This window comes from Corynebacterium sp. CCM 9204 (assembly GCF_041357695.1).
Lineage (GTDB): Bacteria > Actinomycetota > Actinomycetes > Mycobacteriales > Mycobacteriaceae > Corynebacterium.
The window spans coordinates 514266-538802 of record NZ_JAUERX010000001.1; the positions used below are offsets into that span (position 1 = coordinate 514266).

The following is a 24537-nucleotide window of genomic DNA, read 5'->3' on the forward strand; positions in this document are numbered from 1 at the left end:
TAAGGAAATAATAGATACACGACACGCTTAAGGTGAGGCTATCCTATGTTCACGTGGCTGGCGGGGGAAAGATTTTGTTCCGACAAAGTTATGGAATGTGTCGGACACCACAAAGCAGGTGTGCTATTTCTGCATTATTGGGCATTAAAAATACCGCGGGTACTATCGCGGCATGAGTACGATCACGGTCACCTCGTTGAGTGCCCACTATGGGGCGCGCACCTTATTTGATGGCCTAAATCTGGTGATAGATTCGGGGCATCGTTGGGGTTTGACTGGACCGAATGGCGCGGGAAAATCCACTGTTCTCTCGGCGTTAGCGGGGGTGCCCGGTGCCGCGGAAATACGCGGTACGATACGGCGCTCACCGCACGATATGACAGTGGGGTTCCTCCATCAGGAGATTCAACGCCGTGTGGAAAGCGTCAGTGAGTTCATCGCGCGTCGTACTGGGGTGGCCGCCGCACAACATGACATGGAACGGTATGCGGCCGCGATGGCGGCGGGGGACGACACCGTGGATGACGCTTATAGCGATGCGCTGAATACCTGGTTGGCGCTCGGCGGCGCGGACTTTGAAGAGCGCTATGCTCACGTTGCCGCGCGACTGGGGCTGACGGTGGATGGTGCACTGCCGATGAGTGCGTTGTCCGGTGGACAGGCCGCTCGTGTCAATCTTGCTGTCATTTTGCTGTCGAGTCATGACGTATTGCTTTTGGATGAGCCAACTAATGATCTTGACCTTGAAGGACTGGAGATCCTTGAAGCGTTTGTTCTGTCCGATCATCGGCCCATGATGATCGTGAGCCATGATCGTGAGTTTCTGGCGTGCACGGTCACCGGGGTGGTGGAACTTGATTCTGCACAGCAACAGATCACTGTGTATGAAGGCGGATGGGAATCTTATTTGGTTGAGCGCGCTCGTGCGCGGGCACAGGCACGAGCCGACTATGAGGAATACGCCGCGAAGATCGCCGGGTTGAAGGAGCGCGTGCAGACCCAAAAGACGTGGTTGGATCGGGGGACAAAGAACGCTATTCGACGCGCCCCGGATAATGACAAACACATTCGGCACCGGGCTGGCCAACGCAGTGAAAAACAAGCGGCAAAGATCGCGCAGTCGCAGCGTGCTATGAAACGCGTGGAGGAGGTGGCTGAGCCGCGTAAGGAATGGATATTGCAGATGGATATTGCGGCGGCACCCCGTTCCGGCACAGTGGTATCCAGTGTGCGTGACGCGGTGGTATGTGCCGGTGACTTTCAGCTCGGTCCGGTGACGCTACAGATCAACTACGGGGACCGGGTGCTGATCAACGGGGCAAATGGTGCAGGAAAATCGATGCTGCTACGTCTCATGCTGGACCCGGACAATCTGGGGGCTGGCGTGCGTGTGGGGGAAGTCGATCAAGCACGCGCGGTGGTGAGCGGGGAGCGGACGCTTCTCGACGCGCTCAGCTCCGAACTGCCCGATCTTTCTCCCTCCGAGTTGCGTACCGTGGTGGCGAAGTTCGGTCTCCGCGACGATCACGTGACCCGACCATGTGCCGCACTGTCGCCGGGGGAGCGCACGCGTGCCGCGTTAGCGCTTTTGCAGGTACGAGGAACAAATGTATTGGTTCTTGACGAACCCACCAATCATTTGGATCTGCCTGCCATTGAACAACTGGAGGAAGCCACGGATCGGTTCAGCGGTACGGTGCTACTGGTGACACATGATCGACGGATGCGCGATGGTTTCCGGGCGACGCGAGTACTCACCGTCGCCGCCGGTCAGGTCACGGAGGATGGCTAGGTTAGGGGGTTTTTCCGGTGAGCATGTGAAGGAGAAGGATCGACTGTTCCTCCGCGGTATCGTCCGGACACTGCACTCGGTGCATCACATAGGGGTCAAGATGGAGGACCGTCCCCGGAGTCATGCGGACCGTGGTGTCATCGCAGATGAAGTCCAGGGTTCCACGGAGACATTGCACGGTAATGGGATGTGCGGCCTTATGGTCGTTGAGTCGCTGACCCGGGGCGAAGCTGAAGGTGATGATGTTCGCCCCGTTGCCCTCGAGAATCCGCTTCACGGCCGGGACTCTGCGGTCCGGATTGGCGTCCGCGGCCTCCCCGATGAGGTCCAGCACCGTCATCGTTCCGGTTGACTCGCGCTCGGGCTTACCGAAGGTGTCCGGCTGGTTGACCGGGATCTCCATGTTCCTGTCACTTCCTCTCGAGCACCATACCGATGGCGTTCAGGTTGTCGGCGTAGGTGGTGAACGTGCGGCGCATCGTCATCACCCGCTTACGGATCTCGGGCTGCCGGAGCACGTTGAAGATGATCTTCAGGGTCCGTGGCAGGCCCTCATCAGCGACCATACGCTTCGGCTCGAGCAGTGCCATCGGCGCGTGGTAGACGTCCACGACGCGGAAGCCGGCCTCCTCCGCCAGCTCGGTCCACTCCGCCGTCGTCAGGGGCCGGGCGTTGACCTTGATGGCGCGGGCGAGATCCTTCTGGATGCGGTTCTTGATCACCGGATCCAGGTTGTCCGGGTGCAGCCCGAGCTCGTGGATACCGTAGCGTCCACCGGGGCGGAGGATCCGGTGAGCCTCCCGCATGATCTCCAGCTTGTGCTTGTCGGTCTGCATCGTCAGCATCGCTTCGCCGATGACGACATCGGCCGACTCGTCGTCGAGGTTTGTCTCCTTCGCGGAACCGAGCTGCATCCGGAAGTTAGGGTTATTCTGCGGGAGCTTAGCCCCGGTGATAGCGCAGGCCTCAGCGTCCGCGTCGACACCGATATAACTCGACGGCTTCCTGGCCAGCAGCTCAGCGGCCGTTACCCCGAGGCCCGGGGCAAACTCCACGACCGCGTGGCCCTCGACGGGCAGGTGGTTGATCACCCATTCCGTGGTTTCCCGTCCACCGGGGCGCAGAACCTTCTTCCCAACCCGGGCGAGTAACCAGTGCCCGGGGGCTTTGCCGGGTTCCCGGTCGCTGGCTGGGAGAGGATGCGAATTCTGCGGCTTCTGGGACATGGCGTTCTCCTGATGGTCGAAAGGGGGCGTACACAACCAAGCCTAATCAAAGAACATTGGATTTCTTGTGGACACAGACGTCGATACGTTGTCGATTAGGATCGGTCCCATGGAGAATGTGGAGTTGTTGGTCGGCCGTGTGGTGAAGTCCCACGGAATCAGGGGTGAGGTCTCGGTGGAGGTGACCACCGATGAACCCGAGGCCCGCTTCGTTGTTGGTGAGGTGCTCACCGGGCGTCAGGGTGGGCGCGAGCACAACCTGACCATCGACTCGGTGCGCGGGCACCAGAACCGGTTGCTGATCAAGTTTGCGGAGATCGCCGACCGGAACGCCGCCGATTCCCTGCGCGGTACCCGGTTTTTCGGGGAACCTCGAGAATCGGAGCCAGGGGAGGAGGGCTTCTACGATCACGAGCTCGAGGGCCTGCGCATCGTGCAGGACGGTACTGAGATTGGCGAGGTCACCGGCGTTCTGCACGGGCCCGCCGGGGAGACACTCGAGGTCCGCCTGGACACCGGGAAGGATGTGCTCATCCCCTTCGTCCACGCCATCGTCCCCGATATCGACCTCGGGGCCGGTACCGCCACGATCACCCCGCCGGAAGGACTGCTGGACCTGTGAGCGGGCTGCGCATCGACGTCGCGACGATTTTCCCCGCGTACCTTGATCCACTGCGGCACGCCCTGCTTGGGAAGGCCATCGAGCGTGGCATTCTCTCCGTCGGTGTCCACGATCTGCGTGACTGGGCCACGGACGTGCACCGCTCGGTCGACGGCCCGCCCTACGGCGGTGGCCCCGGAATGGTGATGAAACCCACTGTGTGGGGTCCGGCACTCGACGACATTTCGGCCGGAACCGGCCCTGCCGCGGTCGCCGACAGACTCGACTCGGCACAGCCCCACGTCGATCGCCCCCGGCACGACGATCTGGCGGGTGCGGGCTTTGCCGGATACGACACCCGGCGCGACATCCGCGCTGAGGAGGACGGGAGCGCCCCGCTGCTCATCGTCCCAACCCCGGCCGGTGTGCCCTTCACGCAGGAGATGGCTCGCGCCTGGTCCCACGAGGACCACATCGTCTTCGCCTGCGGCAGGTACGAGGGCATAGACCAGCGCGTGGTCGACGATGCCGCCCACCGCTACCGGGTGCGCGAGGTCTCCATCGGTGACTACGTGCTCATCGGCGGTGAGGTCGCGGTCCTCGTCATCGCGGAGGCCATCGTCCGGCTGATCCCCGGGGTCCTCGGCAACGCAGCGAGCCACGTGGACGACAGCTTCTCCGACGGGCTGCTCGAGGGCCCGAGCTACACGAAACCCCGCGAGTGGCGCGGCTTCGAGGTCCCGGAGGTGCTGATCAGCGGCAACCACGCCCACATCGACGCCTGGCGGAGGGAACAGTCACTGCTCCGTACCGCTGCGCGACGTCCCGAACTCATCGAGAAACTACGACTGGAGAACGCTTTGAGCACCAACGACGAGAAGATCCTCGCGGACGCCACCCCACGCGCCGTGTCCACTGACCTGAACCTGCTGATCACTCCCGGTGAATGGCGGAAGATTTCGAAGAAGCTGGGTCGCGGACTGGAGCGCGCCGGGTATCTCGAAGCCACCGTGCACGCCGAGGAGATCTCGCTGTCCTGCGAGCCGGAGAACATGCTCGTCGCCCAGTTCATGCAGGCCGAGGGGCATGCACCGACCTCCGAGGTGCTGCACCGCGTGATCGTCAACGGGGTCTCGGGCCTCGATCTCCGGGCCGTCACGAAGGCCGTCATCGCCCAACTACCGGAAGGTAGCTACTGGTACGGGACTTCCAAGGAGGGACACACCGAGCCCGGCTCGGGTGCCGCCTGCGCCTGGAGGCCCTAGCTCTTCCCCTCATCCCGGAGAGCGTCGAGGTATCCCTGGACGAGCCCCGCCCCGGTGTCGGCGTCATCGACGGTGACGGCGAAATCGGTAGCGTTCCGGCGGGAGAGCACGATCGCCGGCCCACCGCGCAGGACGAGGGCGGTACCGCGTACGCTCAGGCGCCAGCCCCAGCCGCCCCATTCACGAGGGTCGAGGTCGATCGCGCGGACCCCGGTGATCTTCTCGTGGGGGATCGTGGAACGGATGAGTCCCGGCCACAGGGACCAGGTTAGGCCACGGTTGTCGACGCGCACCCGGACCCGGGTGAACATCAGTCCGACGACGGCGAGAACGAGGCCTGAGCCGATCATCACCCGGTCCGCGCCACCGGTGTCGTCCGGGAACAGCAGGCCGATGGCGGTGAACACGGCGCCGATGCCCACCGTCACCGCGATCAGCCACGGGCGGGCTGTCGCGTGCCCGAACCACACGGCGCGCCGGGACGCGGAGACCGGCACCACCGCGGCAACCCGCTCCCCGTCGGATTCCTTCGGCACGGGCGTCGCCGCCCGGGCCAGCAGCGCCCCGACCGCCACAGACAGCGCCAGGAAAAGCAGGACCGAGACCGTGCGCAGTCGGACATCCTGAGGTGAGGGGGCCACGAGATTGACGTGGACGGTCCAGATCTCCAGTGCGCCCAGGAAGGTCGCGGCGAAGCCCGCGCAGCCCGCGAGGAACCGCTGGCGGGTTCCGGCCAGGGCGCCCATCAGCGCTGTGGTTCCGATGGCCATGCCGCCGACGACTAGGAGGAACGCGGTGGGGGAGTCGAAGCCGTCGGGGGTTCCATCGAGGGCGAAGTGCGTAGCGAGTTCGCCCCGGTGTCCCCGCACCATGACGGCGGCGACCCCGGTGAGGGCGACGGCGATGAGCAGCGGTATTCCGAGGGCCAGGGTACGGAAGCGTGTCGTTGGCTTCATGGATGGGCTCCGTTTCAGGGTCATCCGGTGACGCCGCGTGCGGCGAGGGACGCGGTGAGCTGGTCGAGGGAGATCCCCGATTCCCGGGCGAGGCGGGCGAGAGTGTCCAGGGTGTTCTCCACGGCGGTGGTCCGTTCGGGTGGCCGGAGCACCGTGGCGCCCTTTCCCCGGCGCAGCTCCACCAGTCCCTGGTCGCGGAGCTGGCGGTAGGCGCGCAGCACCGTGTTCCGGTTGAGATCGAGTGCCTCGGCGAGCTCCCCGGCCGACGGCAGCCTTGCACCCGCGGGTGTCTCCCCGTCGGTGATCGACCGGGTCAGTGCCGCGACGAGCTGGGTGTAGACGGGCATCGGTGACGAGGTGTCGAGGGTGATCAGCACGGGGACCTCCCGAATGGTAAAGAACTGATAGTGCTAATTAAACTAGCATTATGTGACGGGGTGTCAAGGGGCCCGGCGCCGGCCACTAGACTGAGGCGAATGATCATCTCCACCATCGCCCGTGAACTCGGAGTCCCGGAGGCCCACGTCCGGGCCACCGTCGTCCTCCTCGACGAAGGCAACACCGTCCCCTTCATCGCCCGCTACCGGAAGGAGGCCACCGGCGGCCTGGACGACACCCAGCTCCGGCAACTGGAGGAGCGGCTCGGTTACCTGCGCGAGCTCGAGGACCGTAAGGCCGCCATTCTCACAGCCATCGAGGAGCAGGGGAAACTCACCGACGACCTCCGGGTGCTCATCACCGCCTGCGCATCCAAGGCCCGCCTCGAGGACCTCTACCTGCCGTTCAAGAAGCGCCGCAAGACCAAGGCCGACACCGCGCGGGAAGCTGGCCTCGAACCCCTCGTCGACACGCTCACCACCGAACAGGGCACCGACGCCGAGACAGCCGCCGCCGGCTACATCTGCGAGGGCTTCGAGGACACGAAGAAAGTGCTCGACGGGGCGCGCGCCATCCTCATCGACAGGTTCGCCACCGACGCCGACCTCGTCGGCGAGGTCCGCGAGGAGATGTACCGCCGCGGACGCATGTCCGCCACCGTCGTCGAGGGCAAGGAACAGGAGGGAGCGAAGTTCAAGGACTACTTCGAGTTCTCCGAACCCTTCACCCGGCTGCCCAGCCACCGGATCCTCGCCCTGCTGCGCGGGGAGAAGGAGTGCGTGCTGCACCTCGACCTCGACGCCGGCGACGACGAGTTCTACCAGGGACTCATCGCCGACCGCTTCGATCTCGACGTCACCGCCTCCACCTGGCTCGCCGACGCCGTCCGCTGGGGCTGGCGCACCAAGCTCTACGTCTCCTCCGGACTCGACGTCCGCATGCGCCTCAAGGAGCACGCCGAAGCCGGGGCCCTCGACGTCTTCGCCACCAACCTCCGCGACGTCCTGCTCGCCGCGCCCGCCGGCCAACGCGCCACCCTCGGCCTCGACCCCGGCTACCGTAACGGCGTGAAGACCGCTGTCGTGGACCCCACCGGAAAGGTCCTGGCCACCACCATCATCCACCCGCACCAGCCACAGAACCGGTGGGACAGCGCCGTGCGCGAACTTGCCGACCTGTGCGCCACCCACGGCGTCGAACTCATCGCCGTCGGCAACGGCACCGCCAGCCGGGAGACCGAGAAACTCTCCCACCAGGTCGCGGACCTCCTGTCCAGGGCCGGTGGGCGCAAACCCACCACCGTCGTCGTCAGCGAATCAGGCGCCTCCGTCTACTCCGCGAGCAGCCTCGCCGCCGCCGAGTTCCCCGACATGGACGTCTCCCTGCGTGGCGCGGTGTCGATCGCCCGCAGGCTCCAGGACCCGCTCGCCGAGCTCGTCAAGATCGACCCCAAATCCATCGGTGTCGGCCAGTACCAGCACGACGTCAACCAGACGCAGCTCGCCCGCACCCTCGACGGAGTCGTCGAGGACGCCGTCAACGCCGTCGGCGTGGACCTCAACACCGCCTCCGCGCCGCTGCTCACCCGCGTCGCCGGAATCAGCTCCACGCTGGCCGACAACATCGTCGGCTGGCGCGACGAGCACGGCCGCTTCCCCTCCCGCCGCGCCCTCAAGGACGTGCCCAGGCTTGGCCCCAAGGCCTTCCAGCAGTGCGCCGGCTTCCTCCGCATCACCGGCGGCGAGGACCCCCTCGACGCCTCCGCCGTCCACCCCGAGGCCTACCCCGTCGTCCGTCGCATCGCGAAAGCGACCGGACTCGGCGTCGCCGACCTCATCGGTAACTCCCGGGTCCTCGGCACCTTGAACCCGGCCGACTTCACCGACGAGAAGTTCGGTCTGCCCACCGTCACCGACATCATCGCCGAACTCGACAAACCGGGCCGCGACCCCCGGCCCGAGTTCACCACGGCGACATTCAAGGAGGGCGTGGAGAAGATCTCCGACCTGACCCCGGGCATGATCCTCGAGGGCACCGTCACCAACGTCGCGGCCTTCGGCGCATTCGTCGACGTCGGCGTCCACCAGGATGGACTCGTCCACGTCTCCGCCATGTCCACAAAGTTCGTCGAGGACCCGCACACCGTCGTCCGCTCCGGACAGGTCGTCAAGGTCAAGGTGATGGAGGTCGATGTCGACCGCAAACGCATCGGGCTCTCCCTGCGGCTCGACGACGAACCAGGTGCACCCGCCCCGAAACCACAGCGTGGCGGTGCGGGTAGCGGCAACCGAAGTGGTGGTGGCAACCGTGGCGGCCGGAAGGGGCGCGGCGGGGGAGACGGCACCCGCAGCAACGCCAACGGCAGGCCCGCCCCCGGTGGGTCACTCGCGGACGCGCTGAAAAAGGCCGGCTTCGGGAAGTGAGGTGGGTAGAGTTCTAGCTCTTCTCCCCAGTCACGTCTCCTTCCCATGCCGAGATTCCGCCGTCGAGTCCAACGGCGGAATCAATTCCAGCTTCCCGTAGACGCTCGATAGCCTCCTCGGAGCGACTATCGTCGCTGCGGCAGTAGACGGCGTAGTTCCGGCTCTTGTTCAGATGTCCGGCGAGTGCGTCGAAGTCATCTGCGGTGACATCGAGGAGAACGGCGCCCGGGATGTGGCTCTCCCGGTATTCATCTGCGGTACCCACATCAAGAACCATCGCACCATTGTTGATCGCCGCAGCGAACTCGGCAGGAGAGACATGGGACCCGTCGAACTCGGGGACCTCCGAGGGCGTCTTCGGGACCGAACTGGTGGAATCGTCACTCCCTTCGGCCTCGGTGATGGGGGTTGTGGAGGTTTCCGTACCGGTGGTTGCGGTGACAGTAGTTTCACTCCCCGAGATGGTTGCCCCGGAATCGTCGGTATCTCCGGCGCAGGATGCCAGGAGGATCATACTGAGGGACAGGAAACACGTGATCTTCTTCATGGATACAGATAATGCACGATCCCTCTGTCTGAAGGGTAGCGCCGCTCCGGGAATCGGTCCACGGAGGAGAGTGCACGATGCAAGTCCTCCAGAACTGGAGATGGCTTGTGTCCTGGTTTTCCCGGTGGCATACTTGAGCAGTTGTCATATCGGGCCAAGTCCGGGGGCGACGCACATGTACCGGGCACGAACCGGCCGAGCGCCCGACACCGGGAGACGCCGCCAGGGTCCTCTGTCCATGCACCAGAATCTAAGGAATCAACACATGAACATTCTCGACAAGGTCGATGCCGCACAGTTGCGCGACGACGTCCCGGCATTCCGCGCCGGCGACACGGTCAACGTGCACGTGAAGGTCATCGAGGGCGAAAAGTCCCGTATCCAGGTCTTCAAGGGTGTCGTCATCCGCCGCCAGAACGGTGGCATCCGCGAGACCTTCACCGTCCGCAAGGTCTCCTTCGGCATCGGTGTGGAGCGTACCTTCCCGGTCCACTCCCCGAACATCGACCACATCGAGGTACTGACCCGCGGTGACGTGCGTCGTGCCAAGCTGTACTACCTGCGCAACCTGCGCGGCAAGGCAGCCAAGATCAAGGAGAAGCGCTGATCCCACCCCAGCGGGTGTTTTCGCACCCGTTGACGGAACAGGCACTCCGGTGACCACCCTGCTCCCTCGCCACAGGCCGGGGAGCAGGGTGGTTTTCTTGTGCCGGGGTTGATCCCGTGCATGGTTCGCTGCGGCGGTGACAGGGATACGACTGCTGGTAACGTGAGCGGGCGTGAGTGAATCGACGAATCCAAGCCCCGCAGCAGACCGGGCCCCCAACGAGGCCCGGGGCACCGGATCGGTGCCTCTTGAACGAAACTCCAGCGAAGAATCCCGTGAGGACAAGAAGGGTTCCTACCCGTGGTACGTCGAAATCCCCGTCGTCGTGGTGCTCACACTGATCATGGTGGCCATAATGCAGCTTTTCGTCGGGCGGATCTACCTCATCCCCTCGCAATCCATGGAACCAACCCTGCACGGATGCGAGGGGTGTACCGGTGACCGGATCGCCGTCGACAAGCTGACCTACCGTTTCAGCGAACCGAAAGCCGGCGACGTCGTCGTGTTCAAGGGAACCGACTCCTGGAACGCCCAGTTCACCACGCACCGCTCCGCAAACCCCGCCATCCGTGGTCTGCAGAACCTCGGCTCCTACGTCGGGCTCGTCGCACCCGACGAGAACACACTGGTCAAACGGATCATCGCCACCGGCGGCCAGACCATCGAATGTCAGGCGGGCGACCCCGGTGTCATGGTCGACGGCAAAAAGGTCGACGACTCCTTCATCCAGCAACCCCCGACCTACCCCGTCGACGAACGAACCGGATCCGTCGAATGCGGCGGTACATATTTCGGCCCCATCACCGTCCCTGAAGGAAACATCTTCGTGATGGGCGACAACCGCACGAACTCCGCGGACTCCCGTTACCACCTCGGGGACCAGTTCCAGGGCACCATTCCCGAGGAGAACATCCGTGGCAAGGTGCAGGCCATCATCCTGCCTATCAGCCGCATCGGCCTCGTCGACGATCCCGACATCCAGAACTGACCACCGTGGTGGCGAACGTCGTGCGCCAAGTCCGGGTCCGGCGGATGCCCCATGCCCGGACCCTCGAACATGCCCTCGACAAACACGGCCTCGGCCCCGTCGCCGGAGTCGATGAAGCCGGGCGGGGCGCCTGCGCCGGACCGATCTCCATCGCGGCCTGCATACTCCCGGACGGGCCCATCCCGGAGCTGGAACGCCTCACCGACTCGAAGAAGCTCAGCCCCGCGCTCCGCGCCCGCCTCGCACCCCTGATCAAGGACACCGCACTCGCGTGGTCGGTCGTGCTCATCGACGCCGACGACATCGACCGCTGGGGCATCCAGCACGCCAACATCTCCGGAATGCGCCGCGCGGTCGCCCAGCTCGGCACCCCGCCCGGATACGTCCTCACCGACGCCATGCGGGTCCCCGGCTTCCGGGCACCCAGCCTGCCCATCATCGGCGGCGACGCCGCAGCCCGGTGCATCGCCGCAGCCAGCGTCCTGGCGAAACAGACCCGCGACGAGATCATGGTCGAACTCGACCGCACACACCCCGGCTACGGCTTCGCCGCACACAAGGGATACGGAACTTCCGCGCACATGGACGCGGTGCGCCGCCACGGCGCAAGCCCCGTCCACCGCTACACTTACGCCAATGTGGCCACGGCACACCGACAGTGGTGTGCCGGGTCAGCGTCAGCTGTCACACGCGGCCCCGAGGAGGTCAGGCACAAATGAGCGCCGAGGAACTGGAGAACTACGAGGCAGAGGTCGAACTGTCGCTGTACCGCGAGTACCGGGACATCGTCAGCCAGTTCTCCTACGTCGTCGAGACCGAGCGCCGCTTCTACCTCGCCAACGCCGTCGAACTCATCCCACGCAACGCCAACGGCGAGGTGTACTACGAGGTACGCATGTCCGACGCCTGGGTCTGGGACATGTACCGCTCCGCACGCTTCGTGCGCTTCGTCCGGGTGATCACCTTCAAGGACGTCAACATCGAGGAACTCGACAAACCGGAGATGATCATCCCGGAGTGATTCGGGGGCGCAGAGATTTGGGGCGGTGGTGATGTCGCGGGCGTAGAGCACCCAAGGGTCGTAGACGAAGTTGTCATCCGAGTACTGCTCCTGTCCGACGAACACCCGATCCGAGCCAGACCACTTTCAGCCATGAACGGATACGTCCCGGCCAGCGTGGCTTCCGCTCTGTGCGCTTTGGGGGCGGGCGCCCTTATTCTAGGGCGCTCGATCCTTGTTGATGCAGCGGTTTTCTTCATGTCACTGTCAATGTCGATGCGCACCCGGCTCTTCGCTGGCCAGGAGCACAGTCGCGCCGTCTCGGCGTGGATTGCGGCGGTCGCCCTTGATATTCCTGTAGGACCGGTCCTGGTCAGCTTCCTCCTCGATCACTTCTGGTGGTGTTCCGTCTTCCTCCTCAATATCCCGCTCTGCCTTAGAGCGGGGAGAACGAGTGGATCTCCGCTGCTACGGTGGTTCCGCTGGTCGGAGGTGTGGTACTCGGTGCCCGGGTCATCATCTAGCTTCGGACGGTTTCCTTGCCGCTCATTGACGGCCTTGTGATCACCGTTCCCCTTGGTGAGGTGGCTCTCAAGGCCAGGGACTATCGGCCTGTGGTTGCGGTCAGCTTCATCGTCCTGGCCGTTGCGTGCGGCTTGGCTGCTACCACGACCACATCCTTGACGGCGGCAAACTTCATAATGTGGAATGTGATCATAGGCATCGGGATCGACTGTTCTCTGCCGAATTGCATGGACCTCTCCATGAGATCTCTTGATGTCGAACGCTGCGGGGTCGGCTCGACCCCCGTGCAGAGTATGCGGCAACTCGGCGGTTCCTTTGGAGTTGCCGTATTCGGTACCGTCCTCACTTCGGCTTATCGTGGTCATCTACGCCTCGACGGCGGCCTACCCAGCGAACTCATCGAAGGAGCCACAGATTCGCCCTCATGTGGTGGCGTCGTGGCCCGCGAGGTCGGGCCAATCGTTCCTGGTCTTTTCAGGACGGATTTGTCGCGGGGATCAAGCAGTTTTCTGGGGGAATGTGTGTTAGTAGAGTAGGGTTGGCTGCGGTCGTCGCTGTTCTCAGGGTTTCCCGTGGCCCCGGTTCCGGATCGGAGGAGTTCGCTGATGAATGATGAGAACAATGGCATCGCTATCTCGGAGGTGACGACTCGGCTACGAGGCCAGACAATCCTCGACGCAGTTACACTCCACATTAAACCTGGTAGCGTCCACGCGCTCGTCGGCATGAATGGGGCAGGAAAGACGACCTTAATGCGCAATTTACTTGGTATGCTGCGCATCGACTCGGGACAGATTCGCCTTCTGGGATCCCCCCTTAACCGGCTCTCAGCTGAGGCTTGGAGCCGGATCGGGCATATGATCGAAGGTCCCGCGCTCTACCCCGAGTTCACGGTGCGCGAGCATCTGAGCAATATGTTCGCTCTGCGTGGTCTGTCGGACACCTGCACGGTCGAGGTGCTCAACCACACCGTCGAGCGCCTAGGGCTCACACCCTGGATCGATGTCCGGACGAACCGGCTTTCTCTCGACACTCGGCAGAAGGTCGCCCTTGCTGCGGCGCTTGGACCTTGCCCCGAGATTCTCATCTTAGACGAGCCCGCGAACGCCCTTGACCCCATCGCCATTCGTGCGCTGCGTGATCTCATCCGGGAGGTCGCCGACTTCGGCGGGGCGGTACTGATCTCCAGTCATCACCTCGACGAACTCGCTCGGCTTGCAGATCATGTCACCCTGCTGCACCGTGGTTCGATCGTCGGTGACCTTGACACGAGCGGCCACGATCTCGAGAAGGTCTTCTTCGAGACGATTCTACGCGCCGACAAAGCGCGTCAGAGCAAGGAGTCGTAGCCATGAGTCCACTCTTCTTGGTGACCCTGCGGTTCGAGGCCGAGAAGCTGCGCCGATCGAACGTCGTTAGAATAGCGACGCTGATCCTCGTGTTTTTCCCGGTCGCGCTTGCAGCGGGCGGTGTCACCGCGTTGCGTACCGATCTCCAGGGTGCCTTCGCTGCCAAGGCCTCCCTGCTTGTGCAAGGCGAGGGTTGGAACGCTTATCTCGGCCTGTGTGCACAGGTGCTTTCCGTCGCGGTACTCCTCGGAGCTGGGTTTGTCTGCGCTTGGACCTTTGGTCGAGAGTTTGAGCAGAACACGATTGTCAACCTCTTCGGTTTGTCCGTAGGCCGCCGCGACTTTGCCTTGGCCAAGTGTCTCACGCTCATCGCATGGGTCCTCATCATTTCGGTCTTCGTCACGATCGTTACCCTTGTCGTGGGCGTGGCGCTCGGCCCCATGAGCGGTTCCCCGAATGGTGTTTGGCTGCCCTTTTTAGTCTCTGTGCTCTCGGGACTAAATGCTCTTCCCCTAGCTTGGGTCGCGACTGTCCGGCGCAGCTATCTGCCTGCCATCGCGGTGCTTCTCGGCATCGTCGTCATGGTACAGCTACTCATGATTATCGGGGTCGGCGCGTGGTTTCCATGGTCAGTCCCCGGCCTGCTGGCGGGTTTTTCGCCCACGTTGCGCCCTACCTTCATACAGTGTCTCCTTCCGTTGGTTGTCGCAGTCATTTCGATCTCGGCTACCTTACTAACTTGGGCCCGTTTGGAACTCGGACGTAGCTGATCTGGACCACCAACCGACGTGTCTCATCAGGCCGCCCACCACCGTGGGGTACGACCCCTGTTGTCTTCGTCTTCGGTGGGCAGGGTACCCAGTACTTCGGGATGGGTCGCCACCACTTCGACCACGACGAGGTCTTCCGGGCATCCGCGCTAGCCATCGGCCCGATCTGCGGCGATTACGGGCATGGAGGTGTCCTCAACGAGACTATGGCCCGCCCACCTGACGTGCGGTTTGCCATGGAGGACTGACGGCTCTCACGCCCGGGTATTGCCATCATCCAACTCGCCTTCGCCGATAGTCTGATGGCCCCTGGAACGATCCCAGATGTCGTGGCGGGATCCAGTCGGCGTAACTCATCGCCCCTCAGTGTCGCCGGTGTCTTTGACCGGGAGTGGCGACTCAAGGTGCTCGTCGAGCAGGTCTGTTCGCTTGAGCGGCACCGGCCCGTTGGCGGCTTGCTCGCCAACCTCGCGGATGTCGTGGGCCAGCCGGAGGCCCGGCTGGCGGCGGAGATCGCCGCGGCCGGTGGCCATGACATGTTGATGATCGGTCCACCCGGGTCCGGGAAGTCCATGATCACGGCACGTCTCCCGGGGATTCTCCCGCCGTTGACGGAGCGGGAGTGCTTGGCTGCGACCGCCGTGCACTCTGTGGCCGGGCGGACGTTCACCGGTGTCGTGTCCCGGGCTCCGTTCATCGCGCCCCACTTCAGTCGGCGGTGGTGCGAACCCGCTGCCGGGGGCGGTGAGTCTCGCCCATCACGGTGTCCCCTTCCTCGACAGGGGTCGAGAGATGACTGCTCCACACAGGTGCCGTAAAAGGACTGTGCCACGGTGCTTGTCTGTGAACGTCGTGCCCGAATAGGAGCATTCGGACCGTGAACCCTGCGTGGTTCAGTCGGGGCTGAGGTCATGCAACGCTCACCGGGAGGACCCGGAGTTCGGCTACCGCTACCTCGCCGACGAGGCTCACGCCGCCGGCGAGTCGATGTGTCACCGGACCGTGCGGCGGATCTGTCAGGACAACGGATGGGCCAGCACCATCAGCTGACGTGGGAGGGGCAGGCACAGGCGTTCGGGACCGCCCGTCCACGACGACCTGGTCAACCGCGAGTTCACCGCCGATGTCAGGGGAACGGTGCTGCGCCGGGACCATCCCGCCGACAATGTGGCCATGGCGCTGCTCGCGGCGCATACGGTGCGGGGCCGGATCAGCCAACGGCGCGTCGACCGAACGCTCCGGGTCGCATGGACATTTGCGGACCTGGAATACAGGGACGCACCTGATCTTGAGCGGATCGTCATGCTGTGCAGTAAACATATCTAGACACATTTAGCGCCGGTGTTCTTCTCATGTCGTTCCCGGCCTCCGGTGGACAACCGCCGGTTCCAGCGTGTTGTGCACAGTGCCCGGCGATGTGGAACCTCCGACGCAGGTGTTTCGGGGGACGGTTACGCAACCCACCGCCGCTGTGTCAGACGGGGCGGAGCCCTTGCCACCGATCCTCCGAGAGTCACCCCAGGTCCCGAACGATGGCTGGCCGGGCGGCGGAGCCCTTGCCACCGATCCTCCGGGAGTCGCCCGAATGCCCATTCCCACACCCGCTGAACTAGGTCGTGTCGGTGAAGAAGCCGCCGCCCGGTACTACACGTCCCAAGGCGACCGCATCCTCGCCAGGAATATGTCCTGCTCTCAAGGGGAGGTCGACCTGATAGTCGAGGCTGCTGACGGAACCGTCGTCTTCGTCGAGGTGAAGACCCGCTCCACGGCGTGGTTCGGTGGGATCGAGGCGATCTCGCCCCTCAAGTTCGTCAGGGTCAGGCGTGCGGCGGCTGTCTGGTTGGCGGAGCATCCCGCGCATTCGGTGCGTTTTGATGCGATTCTGGTGACCCCGCACGCGGGTCACTGGTCGATCGAGTGTTGGGAGGACATCGACCGTGGCGCTCGGTAGGAACCGCACCGCAGCGGTCAGGGGTGTCACGGCCGGCGTCATCGATGTGGAGGTGAGTACGGGGCGTGGGCTGCCCGCGCTCGACCGGTGTCCGACTCGCGGTCACGAGGCAGGATCTGCCCATGGGTGTGGTTCAATGAGGTATGGACCAGTCAAGGGTCGCCCTCATCACCGGTGTTCTCGGCGTGGTGGAATAGGCTTCGCCGTTGCTTCACGATTGGCGGCGCGTGGGTTCGATCTTGTTCTCGCCCATCACGCGCCGCACGATGCCGATCAACCGTGGGGTGCGGATGATGTTGACGCAGTGGTGTCAGCCATTCGCGATCGGCTGGAGCCCGGGCGGCGAGTTGAGGCGTTCGGTGGCGATCTCGCGGAACCCGATGCGCCAACCCGTCTGGTCGGCGAGGCGCGGACCGCATTTGGTCATGTCGACGTCCTGGTCGCCAACCATGCTCGCTCCGGCGGCGATGGTCCCCTACTTGAGCAAACGTCTGCGTCCCTGGATGATCATTGGGCCGTCAACGCCCGTTCCACCCTTCTGCTCTGCAAGGAGTTCGCTGCCCAGCACGACGGTCGTTCGGGTGGTCGAATCGTCATGATGACCTCAGGCCAGAACCTCGGGCCCATGCCCGGCGAGGTTGCCTACGGGGCCGCCAAGGCCGCCTTGGTAGGCATCCTCGCGACCGTGGCGCACGAGCTCGCTCCGCGCGGTATCACGGTCAATTGCGTCAACCCGGGACCGATCGATACGGACTCCTATGTGACCGACGAACTCCGCCAGATGCTGGCGGATCGCTTCCCGTTCGGTCGGTGGGGCGAGCCTGATGATCCGACGCGCCTGATCGACTGGCTGGTGTCCGACGACGGCAGGTGGCTCACCGGTCAGGTGATCAACAGCGAGGGTGGTTTCATTCGGTGATGATTTCGCCTCGTCAGCGCAAGCCCTCGGCGCGAGAGGTGCGGTATGCAACCCCGGCTGAACCGTCCTGGGTTCGGTTCCGAGTCTTGTGAATGAGAATCAAGGTGAGTCGGTTGATCGCCGGGTCTATCACGCGATGCCGGTCGGGCCGTGCTTTCGCTTTGCGGTCGCCATGCGTACCAGGCCACTGGTGACCATGCTGAGGCAGCCGACCGTCAGGACGCCGATTGCGTCGGGGGCGAAGCGGAACAGCCACGGCCACGGCGTCCCGGACGCCTGACGGATACCGAGCATCAGGGCCGTCGGTAGTACGGCGTGGTACAGCAGCGATTCCTCCAGTCGTCGGGGTCGCGTGCGCGAGTGCCAGCCGAAGACTCCGACCGTCAGGAATGCGGCATAGGCCAGATTCAGGATGCTCTGTCGTATTCGTGCCTTCCGCTTGTCCGGGAGCTCCTTGATGGGCAGGTTGAGCAGCACACGAATGATGTCTCCGCCCAGGTCTTCGAGCAGTGGCGTACGCACCGGGAAGTCACCGAGGTTGGTTACCAGAACGAACGCGATGCCCAGATCAGGTACGAGGCCGAAGACGCTCGAGGATTGCGGGACTTTACCACTGTGCGTGTAGACGGCATGACCCGCGATGTCCTTCTTCACCCATCCGAAGCCGTACAAGCCGGAGTCACCGAAGGTGTCGCTGACTGCTGGGCTGCGTCGCACGGTGACACCGGAATTCAGCATCGTGTCGATCGCGCACTGTGAGAGTATCTGTCGACCGCAGAATGTGCCGCCCGACAGGATCATCGACAGGAACCGGCCTGCATCCTCAGATGAGGCAACGACGCCTCCGGACGGCCCCTGGATCCATGATTTTGGGCCGAAGTCGGCCCGCATAGCCGGGCAGTTCTTTCCGAAGACGTTTGTCCGGCCGCGCGTGCCGATGACCTCAGGCGCGGACCCACTGTGTCGCATCCCCAGTGGCTCCAGTATCCGAGCGGACAGCAGGCGTCCGAACGGGACCCCTGAGGCCGTGCTGAGGACCTGCCCGAGCAGGTTGTAGTTCTGGTTGGCGTAGCTGAAGCTCTGTTCGCGTCGTCGGGTGAGGCGCCCGGGAGTGGCGTCTGTGCGCAGGCCACTGACGTGGCAGGCGAGGTCGCTGAGGGTGATGTCCTCCGGGAGATCCGCCTCTGTCAGGTATCGTGTCGCCGGGTCATCCAACCTGAGCAGTCCTTCGTCGACGTGCTGTAAGAGCAGTGCAGCAGTCATTGACTTGCTGGTCGATCCCAGCATCACCGGGGTCCTCACCGAGAGTTCACCGTGTTCAACGGTGAGCAGCGGCCCGTCGGACGTGACGACATGGAGGACGGCTCCGGGTAGGTCGGCTGCGACGAAATGTGCGCGTGCTACCCGTTCCAGTTCAGAGAGTGTGACGCTGCTCGTCATGCGTGATCCCACCGAATCGTGACCTCGACCGGGGTTCGTGCCCCGCCCGCCTGGCCGGTGCACGGTCTGTCGCGCACGTCAGGTCCGGTGCCTGCATTCATCGTCACAACGCCCAGTGTTCCCACACTGGTGAGTGGAATGCAACCGTGTGTCGGGAGATGGGCAAAACCGACACCAGAGTCGATGCCGTCGTCAGGAGGTAGGACGCCGACATGGCCACCGAAATGCGCCGCTCCTGGCGTGATGGACTGCAGACGAAGATCACCCCGAGCATGCGGAACACCATGTGGTGGGTGAAGAAGACTGTGGCGGCGCAGAGTGCGAGCCGGATTTCGGCTGTCTCGTCACGGGTGCTTTTGGGTCGAGGGACTGCCGGGCGCTCGAAAAGCGTGGGTCAGCCTCGGCGCCGATGACTGTCGGTGCTCCGGGTGGGCGTAGTCCCGGGCCGGGATTGTGGGGGATTCGTTCGACTCAATGGTGGAATCTCGGTTGCGGCATCCATGTGTTCGTTGCCGCTGCTTCGATGCGTGGTGACGTCGCTGCGGCTGCATCGCCCCGCGGTAGGGAATCGCAATTTCGGAGGATGGATGTTCGACAGCGTGCTTTCACTCCGTGACCGTACGGTCGGCTCTGCGGGAGGACTCGGGAACCGGCTCCACGCCGCGCTGTGGGCAGCTTTTCGTTCAGGTCCAGAAGCGCCGTGCTCCGGTGACGGGGGTCGGGACTGTGGGCGTCGTTCAACCTGATGAATCGGTAGTGATCATTTGCGGGGCCGGAAACAGGATGGACCGGTGGACAACTGTTGATTCTGCCGTGTTGTGCACAGAGTGTGCGGGGACCGGGCACCCGATTTTGCGTTTCGGGGGACGGTGGAGTCACCACCACCGGTGTCCCGGGGACTGGGGTGGGGAACCTTATCGCCCATTCTTAGGAGACATCTTCATGCCTACCCTCACATCGCCTGAAATCGGACGCGTCGGCGAGGATATCGCTGCACACCATTACCGGAGCACAGGTCACCGTATCCTCGCCAGAAATGTCTCGTATCCGGTGGGGGAGATCGATCTGATTGCGGAAACCCGTGACGGAACCGTCGTCTTTGTCGAGGTGAAGACCCGGTCCACCGCTGCGTTTGGTGGTATTGAGGCCGTCTCGTGCCGCAAGGTGTCCAGGATGAGACGGGCGGCGGCATTGTGGTTGTCGGATCACCCGGCACCTGCCGTGCGTTTTGACGCGGTTCTCATTCTGCCGCGTGGGGACAATTGGGGGATCGAGTGCTGGGAGGATTTCGACGGTGGCACTCGGTAGTACACGTACGGCGGCGGTCACGGGAATAGCCGCCAGCATCGTTGATGTCGAGGCCAGTGTGGGGCGTGGACTACCTGGCATTCATGTGCTCGGGTTGGGGGATACCGCCGTCAGTGAAGCACGGGACCGGATTCGTACCGCGTGTTTGAACTCGTCCCTGCCGTGGCCCAGGACGCGCATCGTGGTCAGTCTCTCCCCGGCGTCACTGCCTAAATCTGGTTCCGGTTTCGATCTGGCGATGGCCTTGGCTGTTCTCACCGCGGGGGATCAGTCTGAAGGTGTCGGTGTCCTGGATTCGACACTGATTCTTGGTGAAATCGGTCTTGATGGTGCGGTTCGCCCGGTCACCGGTGTACTGCCTGCACTGCTGGCGGCCCGTGATGCGGGACTTGGTCGAGCCGTCGTACCGAGGGCTAATGCGGCGGAAGCCGCCTTGGTTCCTTCTTTTCCGGTGTTCATTGTTGACACTCTCGATCAGGCGTTTCGGTGGGCTGTCGGTCGTGGAGAGCTTGCTTCGGTGTCTGAGGTGGCGTGTGGGGTGAAGCTGGAGGAAGCCGTCCCTGATTTCTCCGACGTACTCGGACAACCCGAGGCCCGTTTGGCTGCGGAGATCGCCGCCGCAGGAGGTCATCACATGCTGATGACCGGTCCTCCCGGGTCCGGTAAGTCCATGATCGCGGCCCGGCTTCCGGGTATTCTCCCGTCGTTGTCGGAAAGGCAACGTCTGGAAGTGACTGCGGTGCATTCGGTTGCGGGGAGGACCTTCACGGGGCCGGTGCTCCGGGCACCGTTCGTTGCACCCCACCACAGCATCACCCGTGCCGCTCTGTTGGGGGGAGGGGCGGGTTCGCCGCTTCCCGGGGCTGTGAGCCTGGCTCACCATGGCGTGTTGTTCCTCGATGAGGTGAGTGAGATTCCTGCGGGGACACTCGACAGCCTCCGCACACCCCTGGACACCGGAATGGTGCGGGTGCTCCGGTCGCGGAGGGATGTGACGTTCCCCGCCAGATTCCAGCTCGTACTCGCCGCCAATCCCTGTCGTTGCGCCGCGGAGAGTGCACGCCGGTGCCGGTGTCGCTCCGGGGAACGGGCACGTCACCTCTCCAATCTGTCCGGACCGTTGCGGGACCGAATCGACCTGCACGTAACGACACGGGCCCGTGGCGCTGTGGTGACACCGGGCAGTGAGGAATCGTCGGTGGTTATGGCTGAACGGGTGGCGGTGGCCCGGGAACGGGCGTCATACAGGTGGCGGCATGCGGGTGGGGAAGCGGTGCTCACCGCGGATATCTCCGGGGCTGTGCTCCGTCGGGATCATGCTGCGGAGGACGCGGCCATGGCGTTCCTTGCCAGTCATACGGCACGTGGACGAATCAGTCAGAGACGGGTCGACCGGACTCTCCGTCTCGCGTGGACATTGGCTGACCTGGAACAGCGGAATCGTCCGGATCTGGATCACATTGCCCGCGCGTTGGAATACTCCGTCTCCGGTGGAATGGAGCCCGCTGATGACTGACCGGATTGAATTCAGTTCACGGTGGTCGCGTCGCCGACATGCGTGGGCCTACCTCTCACGGGTTATCGAGGGGCCATCGGCTCCCCTGCAACATCTACTGTCGGAGGGACACGACGTGGAGGCGATCGCGGCTGGAATTCGTGCGCGGGAAAAGTGGATCGGTCCGCTCCTGGAACAGACGGCCAGCCGATACCTGGTCGACCGGGCTGCGGCTGATCTCATCACTGCGGATCGGGAGGGGGCCAGGCTGATCACCCCGGATGATGATGAGTGGCCGACGGAGCAGTTTGATCGGGCTTTCGCGTTCGCTGACTCAGCACGGGATCACGCAGGCAGGTCAGGTGGGAAGGATGCCGTCGCTCCGCATGCGCTGTGGGTGCGGGGAGATGCTCTGGCGCAATTGTCGGAGAGGGCGGTTGCCGTGGTCGGGACCCGCGCCATCACCCGCTACGGGTGGGAGGCGACCCGCATGCTCGTCGAAGGGCTGGCGGCATCCCAGTGGACTGTTGTATCTGGCGGAGCACTCGGTGTTGACACTGTTGCGCATGAGACCGCGGTGGAGAACGGGATCCCGACGGTGGTCGTTGCGGCGTGCGGAATGGGACGCTGCTATCCGGCACGCAACGCCGCCTTGTTCGACCGGGTATCGGGCGATGATGTTCGCGGGGCTGTCATCACAGAGTATCCACCGGGTGTCCATCCGGCGCGGCACCGCTTTCTCACGAGAAACAGGCTTGTCGCGGCATTGGCTCAGGGCACCGTTGTTGTGGAGGCTGCGTGGCGTTCAGGAGCGCTCAACACTCTCACCTGGGCGGCGAAATTGGGCTCTGTGGCGATGGCTGTACCTGGCCCGGTGACGAGTCGCGCTTCACTCGGCTGTCACGAGAGGATTCGGAATGGCGACGCCCAGATGGTGACGTCTGCTGACGAGATCAGGGAGCTGATCGAGCCTCTGGGAACTCTCGATGTGAAGGAACAGTACGAATTGGCTTTTCCCGCCAATGCGGCTCAGTTACTCAGTCACACGGAACTGAAGGTCTACGATGCTACATCTTTTGAGACCTGTGTCACAGAAGCGATCGCCGAAGCTGCCGGGATCACAGTGCCGTTGACCGTTCATATCCTTGTTGACCTGCAGCAGAAGGGATTGGTCCGAAGAGACCGTTCTGGCTGGCGGCGCGAGCTGGAAACGATCGGCTGAAGAAACTTCAACCAAAGGGTTGCACGATTGCAGAGCCAACCCTAAAGTTACAGAGGCAAGCCTAAGTTACTGCTTCAAGGTTCGGGCTGGTTCCTTGTCGCAACTGCCTCTGAAGCTTCTCACGCACCGGGCGGTGTCCGCACCTCCAAGTCCTGGATGAGGCTGATGAAGGCGCTAGGGTTATGCATATGGGTGAGTCAGATGCGAAGGCGGCACGGTCAGGGATGATCGTGCCGCCTTCCGCATGTCCGAGTAGGATCATCTCTGATTCTCGATTTCGTTTACTCCTGCTCCATCGCCGACTCCCGCTGCCGGAAGGTGGTGTATGTGACTGCTGACGAGAAGGTGCCTGTTTCCGCAGGGCCTCTGCCGGAGGCGCTGGAAGACTTCTGTGAACATCTTCTTCTGGTGGAGAACCGTTCGGCTGCGACGGTTCGTGCTTACCGTAGTGATCTGTCGCCCCTTTTTGAATCCATGGGTCAATGGGGTGAGTTCACTCAGTCGGCGCTGCGAGCGTGGCTGGCGGACGCCCACCGCGACGGGCTTTCACGTGCCACTCTCGCTCGGCGTACCGCGGCCGTTCGATCCTTCAGCGCCTGGGCGGTCCGGCAGGGTTATTTGCCAGCCGATGTCGCGGCCCGGCTCGCGAGTCCGAAAACGACCCGCCATCTTCCTCGGGTACTACGGATTGATGAGGCCGCGTGTGTGCTCGAATCGGTGGATGCAGACACAGAGCCCGAGCAGCTCCGGGACCGGGCGATGCTCGAATTCCTGTATGCCAGTGCGGTCCGGATCTCTGAGCTGTGCGGTCTCGATGTGTCTGACGTGGACCTGTCCACGCGCATGGCACGGGTGACGGGCAAAGGCGGGAAACAGCGGGTACTTCCTTTCGGGCCGACGGCGGCCGCTGCCGTCGGTGCCTGGTTGGACACCGGACGCGGACATCTCGCGTGTGCTACCGAAAACGCGTTGTTCGTCGGGGTTCGCGGTGGTCGCATCAACCCTCGTCAGGTTCGTCGTATCGTGCAGGCTGCGGCTGTGACTGCGGGCACGGATGGACTCACTCCGCACGGGATCCGGCACAGTGCCGCGACGCATCTGCTTGACGGTGGTGCGGATATCCGGGAGGTGCAGGAGTTACTTGGCCATTCCTCTCTGCAGACCACGCAGATCTACACGCATGTGTCGACCGCGCGTTTGGGGGAGGCGTTCAGACAGGCTCATCCACGGGCTTGAGTCGAATGAGTGGCCTCGGGAGAAGGCTCAGAGGATTTATATAAGAGGAATCTTCCTGTAGTGCGCCCCAACTGATCCCGGGCCAACCGCGTGGATCTGATCCCAGCCTGCCTATGATCTGTCCCTCCGTGACGGTGTCACCGGTGGACACTGTCGCGACGACAGGCTGGTAGGTCGTTCTGGTTCCGTCTGGGTGGTCGATGGAGACGGTTCCGATGCCTGCAACGGAACCCGAGAATCGGACCGTGCCGCCCCCCGCGGCGTGCACCGGAGCGCCGGGAGACAGCTCGAGATCAACGCCCCGGTGTCCCGGTAACCAATCTTGCTCCGGAGGGTCGAACGGACGGAGGACCGTGCCCGGGCTCTCTTTGCCGGTACTGGGTGACACCCACGCGTGTGCGGGTGTCGTGGTGTCGGGATGCGTCGACGGGATGATGAGCATGAGGAACCCGAGCACGGGAATGAGAGCGGTTCCGCGACAACTGCCGCGTCGGAGTCGGTGAATCATGGGTGTTTATAGTGCCCGGGGCATGGATCTC

General features: G+C 63.6%; 29 protein-coding genes and 1 pseudogene. 21 read left to right on the top strand and 9 right to left on the bottom strand.

Translation table 11 applies throughout. The features are described from left to right. The first annotated feature begins 172 nt into the window (after positions 1-172). The gene (locus QWU43_RS02225) at positions 173-1792 is read left to right on the top strand and encodes an ABC-F family ATP-binding cassette domain-containing protein (RefSeq protein ID WP_370917024.1); all 1620 of its coding nucleotides are present in this window, start codon (positions 173-175) and stop codon (positions 1790-1792) included. A gap of 1 nt (position 1793) precedes the next feature. On the opposite strand, the gene QWU43_RS02230 is transcribed toward QWU43_RS02225, so the two are convergent. Both QWU43_RS02230 and QWU43_RS02235 read right to left on the bottom strand, forming a co-directional pair. Further along, positions 1794-2195, bottom strand: a complete 402-nt coding sequence (locus tag QWU43_RS02230; RefSeq protein ID WP_370917025.1) for a cupin domain-containing protein — start codon at positions 2193-2195, stop codon at positions 1794-1796. A 7-nt stretch (positions 2196-2202) separates the two neighbouring features. Continuing rightward, on the bottom strand, positions 2203-3018 hold the full coding sequence (locus tag QWU43_RS02235) for a class I SAM-dependent methyltransferase (RefSeq protein ID WP_370913906.1): 816 nt from the start codon (positions 3016-3018) through the stop codon (positions 2203-2205). Between the two features lie 109 nt (positions 3019-3127). On the opposite strand from QWU43_RS02235, the gene rimM reads away from it, so the two are divergent. Both rimM and trmD read left to right on the top strand, forming a co-directional pair. Then, the gene (gene rimM, locus QWU43_RS02240) at positions 3128-3640 is read left to right on the top strand and encodes a ribosome maturation factor RimM (protein WP_370913907.1); all 513 of its coding nucleotides are present in this window, start codon (positions 3128-3130) and stop codon (positions 3638-3640) included. A gap of 5 nt (positions 3641-3645) precedes the next feature. Continuing rightward, positions 3646-4884, top strand: coding sequence for a tRNA (guanosine(37)-N1)-methyltransferase TrmD (gene trmD / locus QWU43_RS02245; protein ID WP_370917197.1), 1239 nt, complete (start codon positions 3646-3648; stop codon positions 4882-4884). Here trmD and QWU43_RS02250 read toward each other — a convergent pair. Then, positions 4881-5840, bottom strand: coding sequence for a hypothetical protein (locus tag QWU43_RS02250; RefSeq protein WP_370917026.1), 960 nt, complete (start codon positions 5838-5840; stop codon positions 4881-4883). The genes trmD and QWU43_RS02250 overlap by 4 nt on opposite strands. A gap of 20 nt (positions 5841-5860) precedes the next feature. Then, entirely contained in the window at positions 5861-6217 is a 357-nt protein-coding gene (locus QWU43_RS02255; protein ID WP_370917027.1) for a GntR family transcriptional regulator, read from the bottom strand. A gap of 99 nt (positions 6218-6316) precedes the next feature. Between QWU43_RS02255 and QWU43_RS02260 the strand changes: the two genes are divergently transcribed. Continuing rightward, positions 6317-8641, top strand: coding sequence for a Tex family protein (locus QWU43_RS02260; protein ID WP_370917028.1), 2325 nt, complete (start codon positions 6317-6319; stop codon positions 8639-8641). Between the two features lie 13 nt (positions 8642-8654). Here QWU43_RS02260 and QWU43_RS02265 read toward each other — a convergent pair whose 3' ends face one another. Next, positions 8655-9188: a rhodanese-like domain-containing protein gene (locus QWU43_RS02265; protein ID WP_370917029.1), complete on the bottom strand. Its 534-nt coding sequence runs from the start codon at positions 9186-9188 to the stop codon at positions 8655-8657. Between the two features lie 265 nt (positions 9189-9453). Between QWU43_RS02265 and rplS the strand changes: the two genes are divergently transcribed. The 5 genes from rplS to QWU43_RS02290 all read left to right on the top strand — a co-directional run bounded on the left by rplS (position 9454) and on the right by QWU43_RS02290 (position 12347). Then, positions 9454-9795, top strand: a complete 342-nt coding sequence (rplS, locus tag QWU43_RS02270; RefSeq protein ID WP_370913912.1) for a 50S ribosomal protein L19 — start codon at positions 9454-9456, stop codon at positions 9793-9795. 241 nt (positions 9796-10036) lie between these two features. After that, complete coding sequence (gene lepB / locus QWU43_RS02275) at positions 10037-10783, top strand: signal peptidase I (RefSeq protein WP_370914284.1); 747 nt, start codon at positions 10037-10039, stop codon at positions 10781-10783. 44 nt (positions 10784-10827) lie between these two features. After that, a complete protein-coding gene (locus QWU43_RS02280; RefSeq protein WP_370917198.1) occupies positions 10828-11502 on the top strand; it encodes a ribonuclease HII in 675 nt (224 codons plus the stop codon). Next, positions 11499-11804 carry a DUF2469 domain-containing protein gene (locus QWU43_RS02285; RefSeq protein ID WP_248167112.1) on the top strand — a complete coding sequence of 102 codons (306 nt, stop codon included), beginning with the start codon at positions 11499-11501 and terminating at the stop codon, positions 11802-11804. Before QWU43_RS02280 ends, QWU43_RS02285 begins: the two co-directional genes overlap by 4 nt. 132 nt (positions 11805-11936) lie before the next feature. After that, positions 11937-12347: a hypothetical protein gene (locus QWU43_RS02290; protein WP_370917030.1), complete on the top strand. Its 411-nt coding sequence runs from the start codon at positions 11937-11939 to the stop codon at positions 12345-12347. 40 nt (positions 12348-12387) lie between these two features. Here the strand turns inward: QWU43_RS02290 and QWU43_RS02295 are convergent, their stop codons facing one another. Then, positions 12388-12537: a hypothetical protein gene (locus QWU43_RS02295; RefSeq protein ID WP_370917031.1), complete on the bottom strand. Its 150-nt coding sequence runs from the start codon at positions 12535-12537 to the stop codon at positions 12388-12390. A 10-nt stretch (positions 12538-12547) separates the two neighbouring features. Between QWU43_RS02295 and QWU43_RS02300 the strand changes: the two genes are divergently transcribed. The 5 genes and pseudogenes from QWU43_RS02300 to QWU43_RS02320 all read left to right on the top strand — a co-directional run. Next, the gene (locus QWU43_RS02300; protein WP_370917032.1) at positions 12548-12844 is read left to right on the top strand and encodes a hypothetical protein; all 297 of its coding nucleotides are present in this window, start codon (positions 12548-12550) and stop codon (positions 12842-12844) included. 69 nt (positions 12845-12913) lie between these two features. Then, on the top strand, positions 12914-13657 hold the full coding sequence (locus QWU43_RS02305) for an ABC transporter ATP-binding protein (protein WP_370917033.1): 744 nt from the start codon (positions 12914-12916) through the stop codon (positions 13655-13657). A 2-nt stretch (positions 13658-13659) separates the two neighbouring features. Continuing rightward, the gene (locus tag QWU43_RS02310) at positions 13660-14427 is read left to right on the top strand and encodes an ABC transporter permease (RefSeq protein ID WP_370917034.1); all 768 of its coding nucleotides are present in this window, start codon (positions 13660-13662) and stop codon (positions 14425-14427) included. Between the two features lie 101 nt (positions 14428-14528). Further along, positions 14529-14675 carry a hypothetical protein gene (locus QWU43_RS02315; protein ID WP_370917035.1) on the top strand — a complete coding sequence of 49 codons (147 nt, stop codon included), beginning with the start codon at positions 14529-14531 and terminating at the stop codon, positions 14673-14675. A 216-nt stretch (positions 14676-14891) separates the two neighbouring features. Continuing rightward, positions 14892-15228: pseudogene (locus QWU43_RS02320) on the top strand (ATP-binding protein); the annotation flags it as partial. 108 nt (positions 15229-15336) lie between these two features. Here the strand turns inward: QWU43_RS02320 and QWU43_RS02325 are convergent. After that, positions 15337-15582 (bottom strand): hypothetical protein, encoded by a 246-nt coding sequence (locus QWU43_RS02325; RefSeq protein WP_370917036.1) that lies wholly within the window; start codon positions 15580-15582, stop codon positions 15337-15339. An 18-nt stretch (positions 15583-15600) separates the two neighbouring features. Between QWU43_RS02325 and QWU43_RS02330 the strand changes: the two genes are divergently transcribed. From QWU43_RS02330 to QWU43_RS02340, 3 genes are all read left to right on the top strand, one after another. After that, complete coding sequence (locus QWU43_RS02330; RefSeq protein ID WP_234034458.1) at positions 15601-15753, top strand: hypothetical protein; 153 nt, start codon at positions 15601-15603, stop codon at positions 15751-15753. A 259-nt stretch (positions 15754-16012) separates the two neighbouring features. Further along, positions 16013-16378: a YraN family protein gene (locus QWU43_RS02335; RefSeq protein WP_370917037.1), complete on the top strand. Its 366-nt coding sequence runs from the start codon at positions 16013-16015 to the stop codon at positions 16376-16378. Between the two features lie 136 nt (positions 16379-16514). Next, entirely contained in the window at positions 16515-17297 is a 783-nt protein-coding gene (locus QWU43_RS02340; protein ID WP_370917038.1) for an SDR family oxidoreductase, read from the top strand. A 129-nt stretch (positions 17298-17426) separates the two neighbouring features. On the opposite strand, the gene QWU43_RS02345 is transcribed toward QWU43_RS02340, so the two are convergent. Beyond that, positions 17427-18737 carry a serine hydrolase domain-containing protein gene (locus tag QWU43_RS02345; protein WP_370917039.1) on the bottom strand — a complete coding sequence of 437 codons (1311 nt, stop codon included), beginning with the start codon at positions 18735-18737 and terminating at the stop codon, positions 17427-17429. 942 nt (positions 18738-19679) lie between these two features. Here QWU43_RS02345 and QWU43_RS02350 point away from each other — a divergent pair. The 4 genes from QWU43_RS02350 (at position 19680) to QWU43_RS02365 (ending at position 23998) form a co-directional block, all read left to right on the top strand. Further along, positions 19680-20045, top strand: coding sequence for a YraN family protein (locus QWU43_RS02350; protein WP_370913916.1), 366 nt, complete (start codon positions 19680-19682; stop codon positions 20043-20045). Further along, positions 20032-21561, top strand: coding sequence for a YifB family Mg chelatase-like AAA ATPase (locus tag QWU43_RS02355; protein WP_370913917.1), 1530 nt, complete (start codon positions 20032-20034; stop codon positions 21559-21561). The genes QWU43_RS02350 and QWU43_RS02355 overlap by 14 nt, the downstream gene beginning before the upstream one ends. After that, complete coding sequence (gene dprA, locus QWU43_RS02360; RefSeq protein ID WP_370913918.1) at positions 21554-22762, top strand: DNA-processing protein DprA; 1209 nt, start codon at positions 21554-21556, stop codon at positions 22760-22762. The genes QWU43_RS02355 and dprA overlap by 8 nt, the downstream gene beginning before the upstream one ends. A gap of 327 nt (positions 22763-23089) precedes the next feature. Continuing rightward, complete coding sequence (locus tag QWU43_RS02365; protein ID WP_370913919.1) at positions 23090-23998, top strand: tyrosine recombinase XerC; 909 nt, start codon at positions 23090-23092, stop codon at positions 23996-23998. On the opposite strand, the gene QWU43_RS02370 is transcribed toward QWU43_RS02365, so the two are convergent. Then, a complete protein-coding gene (locus tag QWU43_RS02370) occupies positions 23973-24440 on the bottom strand; it encodes a murein hydrolase activator EnvC (RefSeq protein WP_370914286.1) in 468 nt (155 codons plus the stop codon). The two genes, QWU43_RS02365 and QWU43_RS02370, sit on opposite strands and share 26 nt — an antisense overlap. Positions 24441-24537 lie beyond the last annotated feature (97 nt).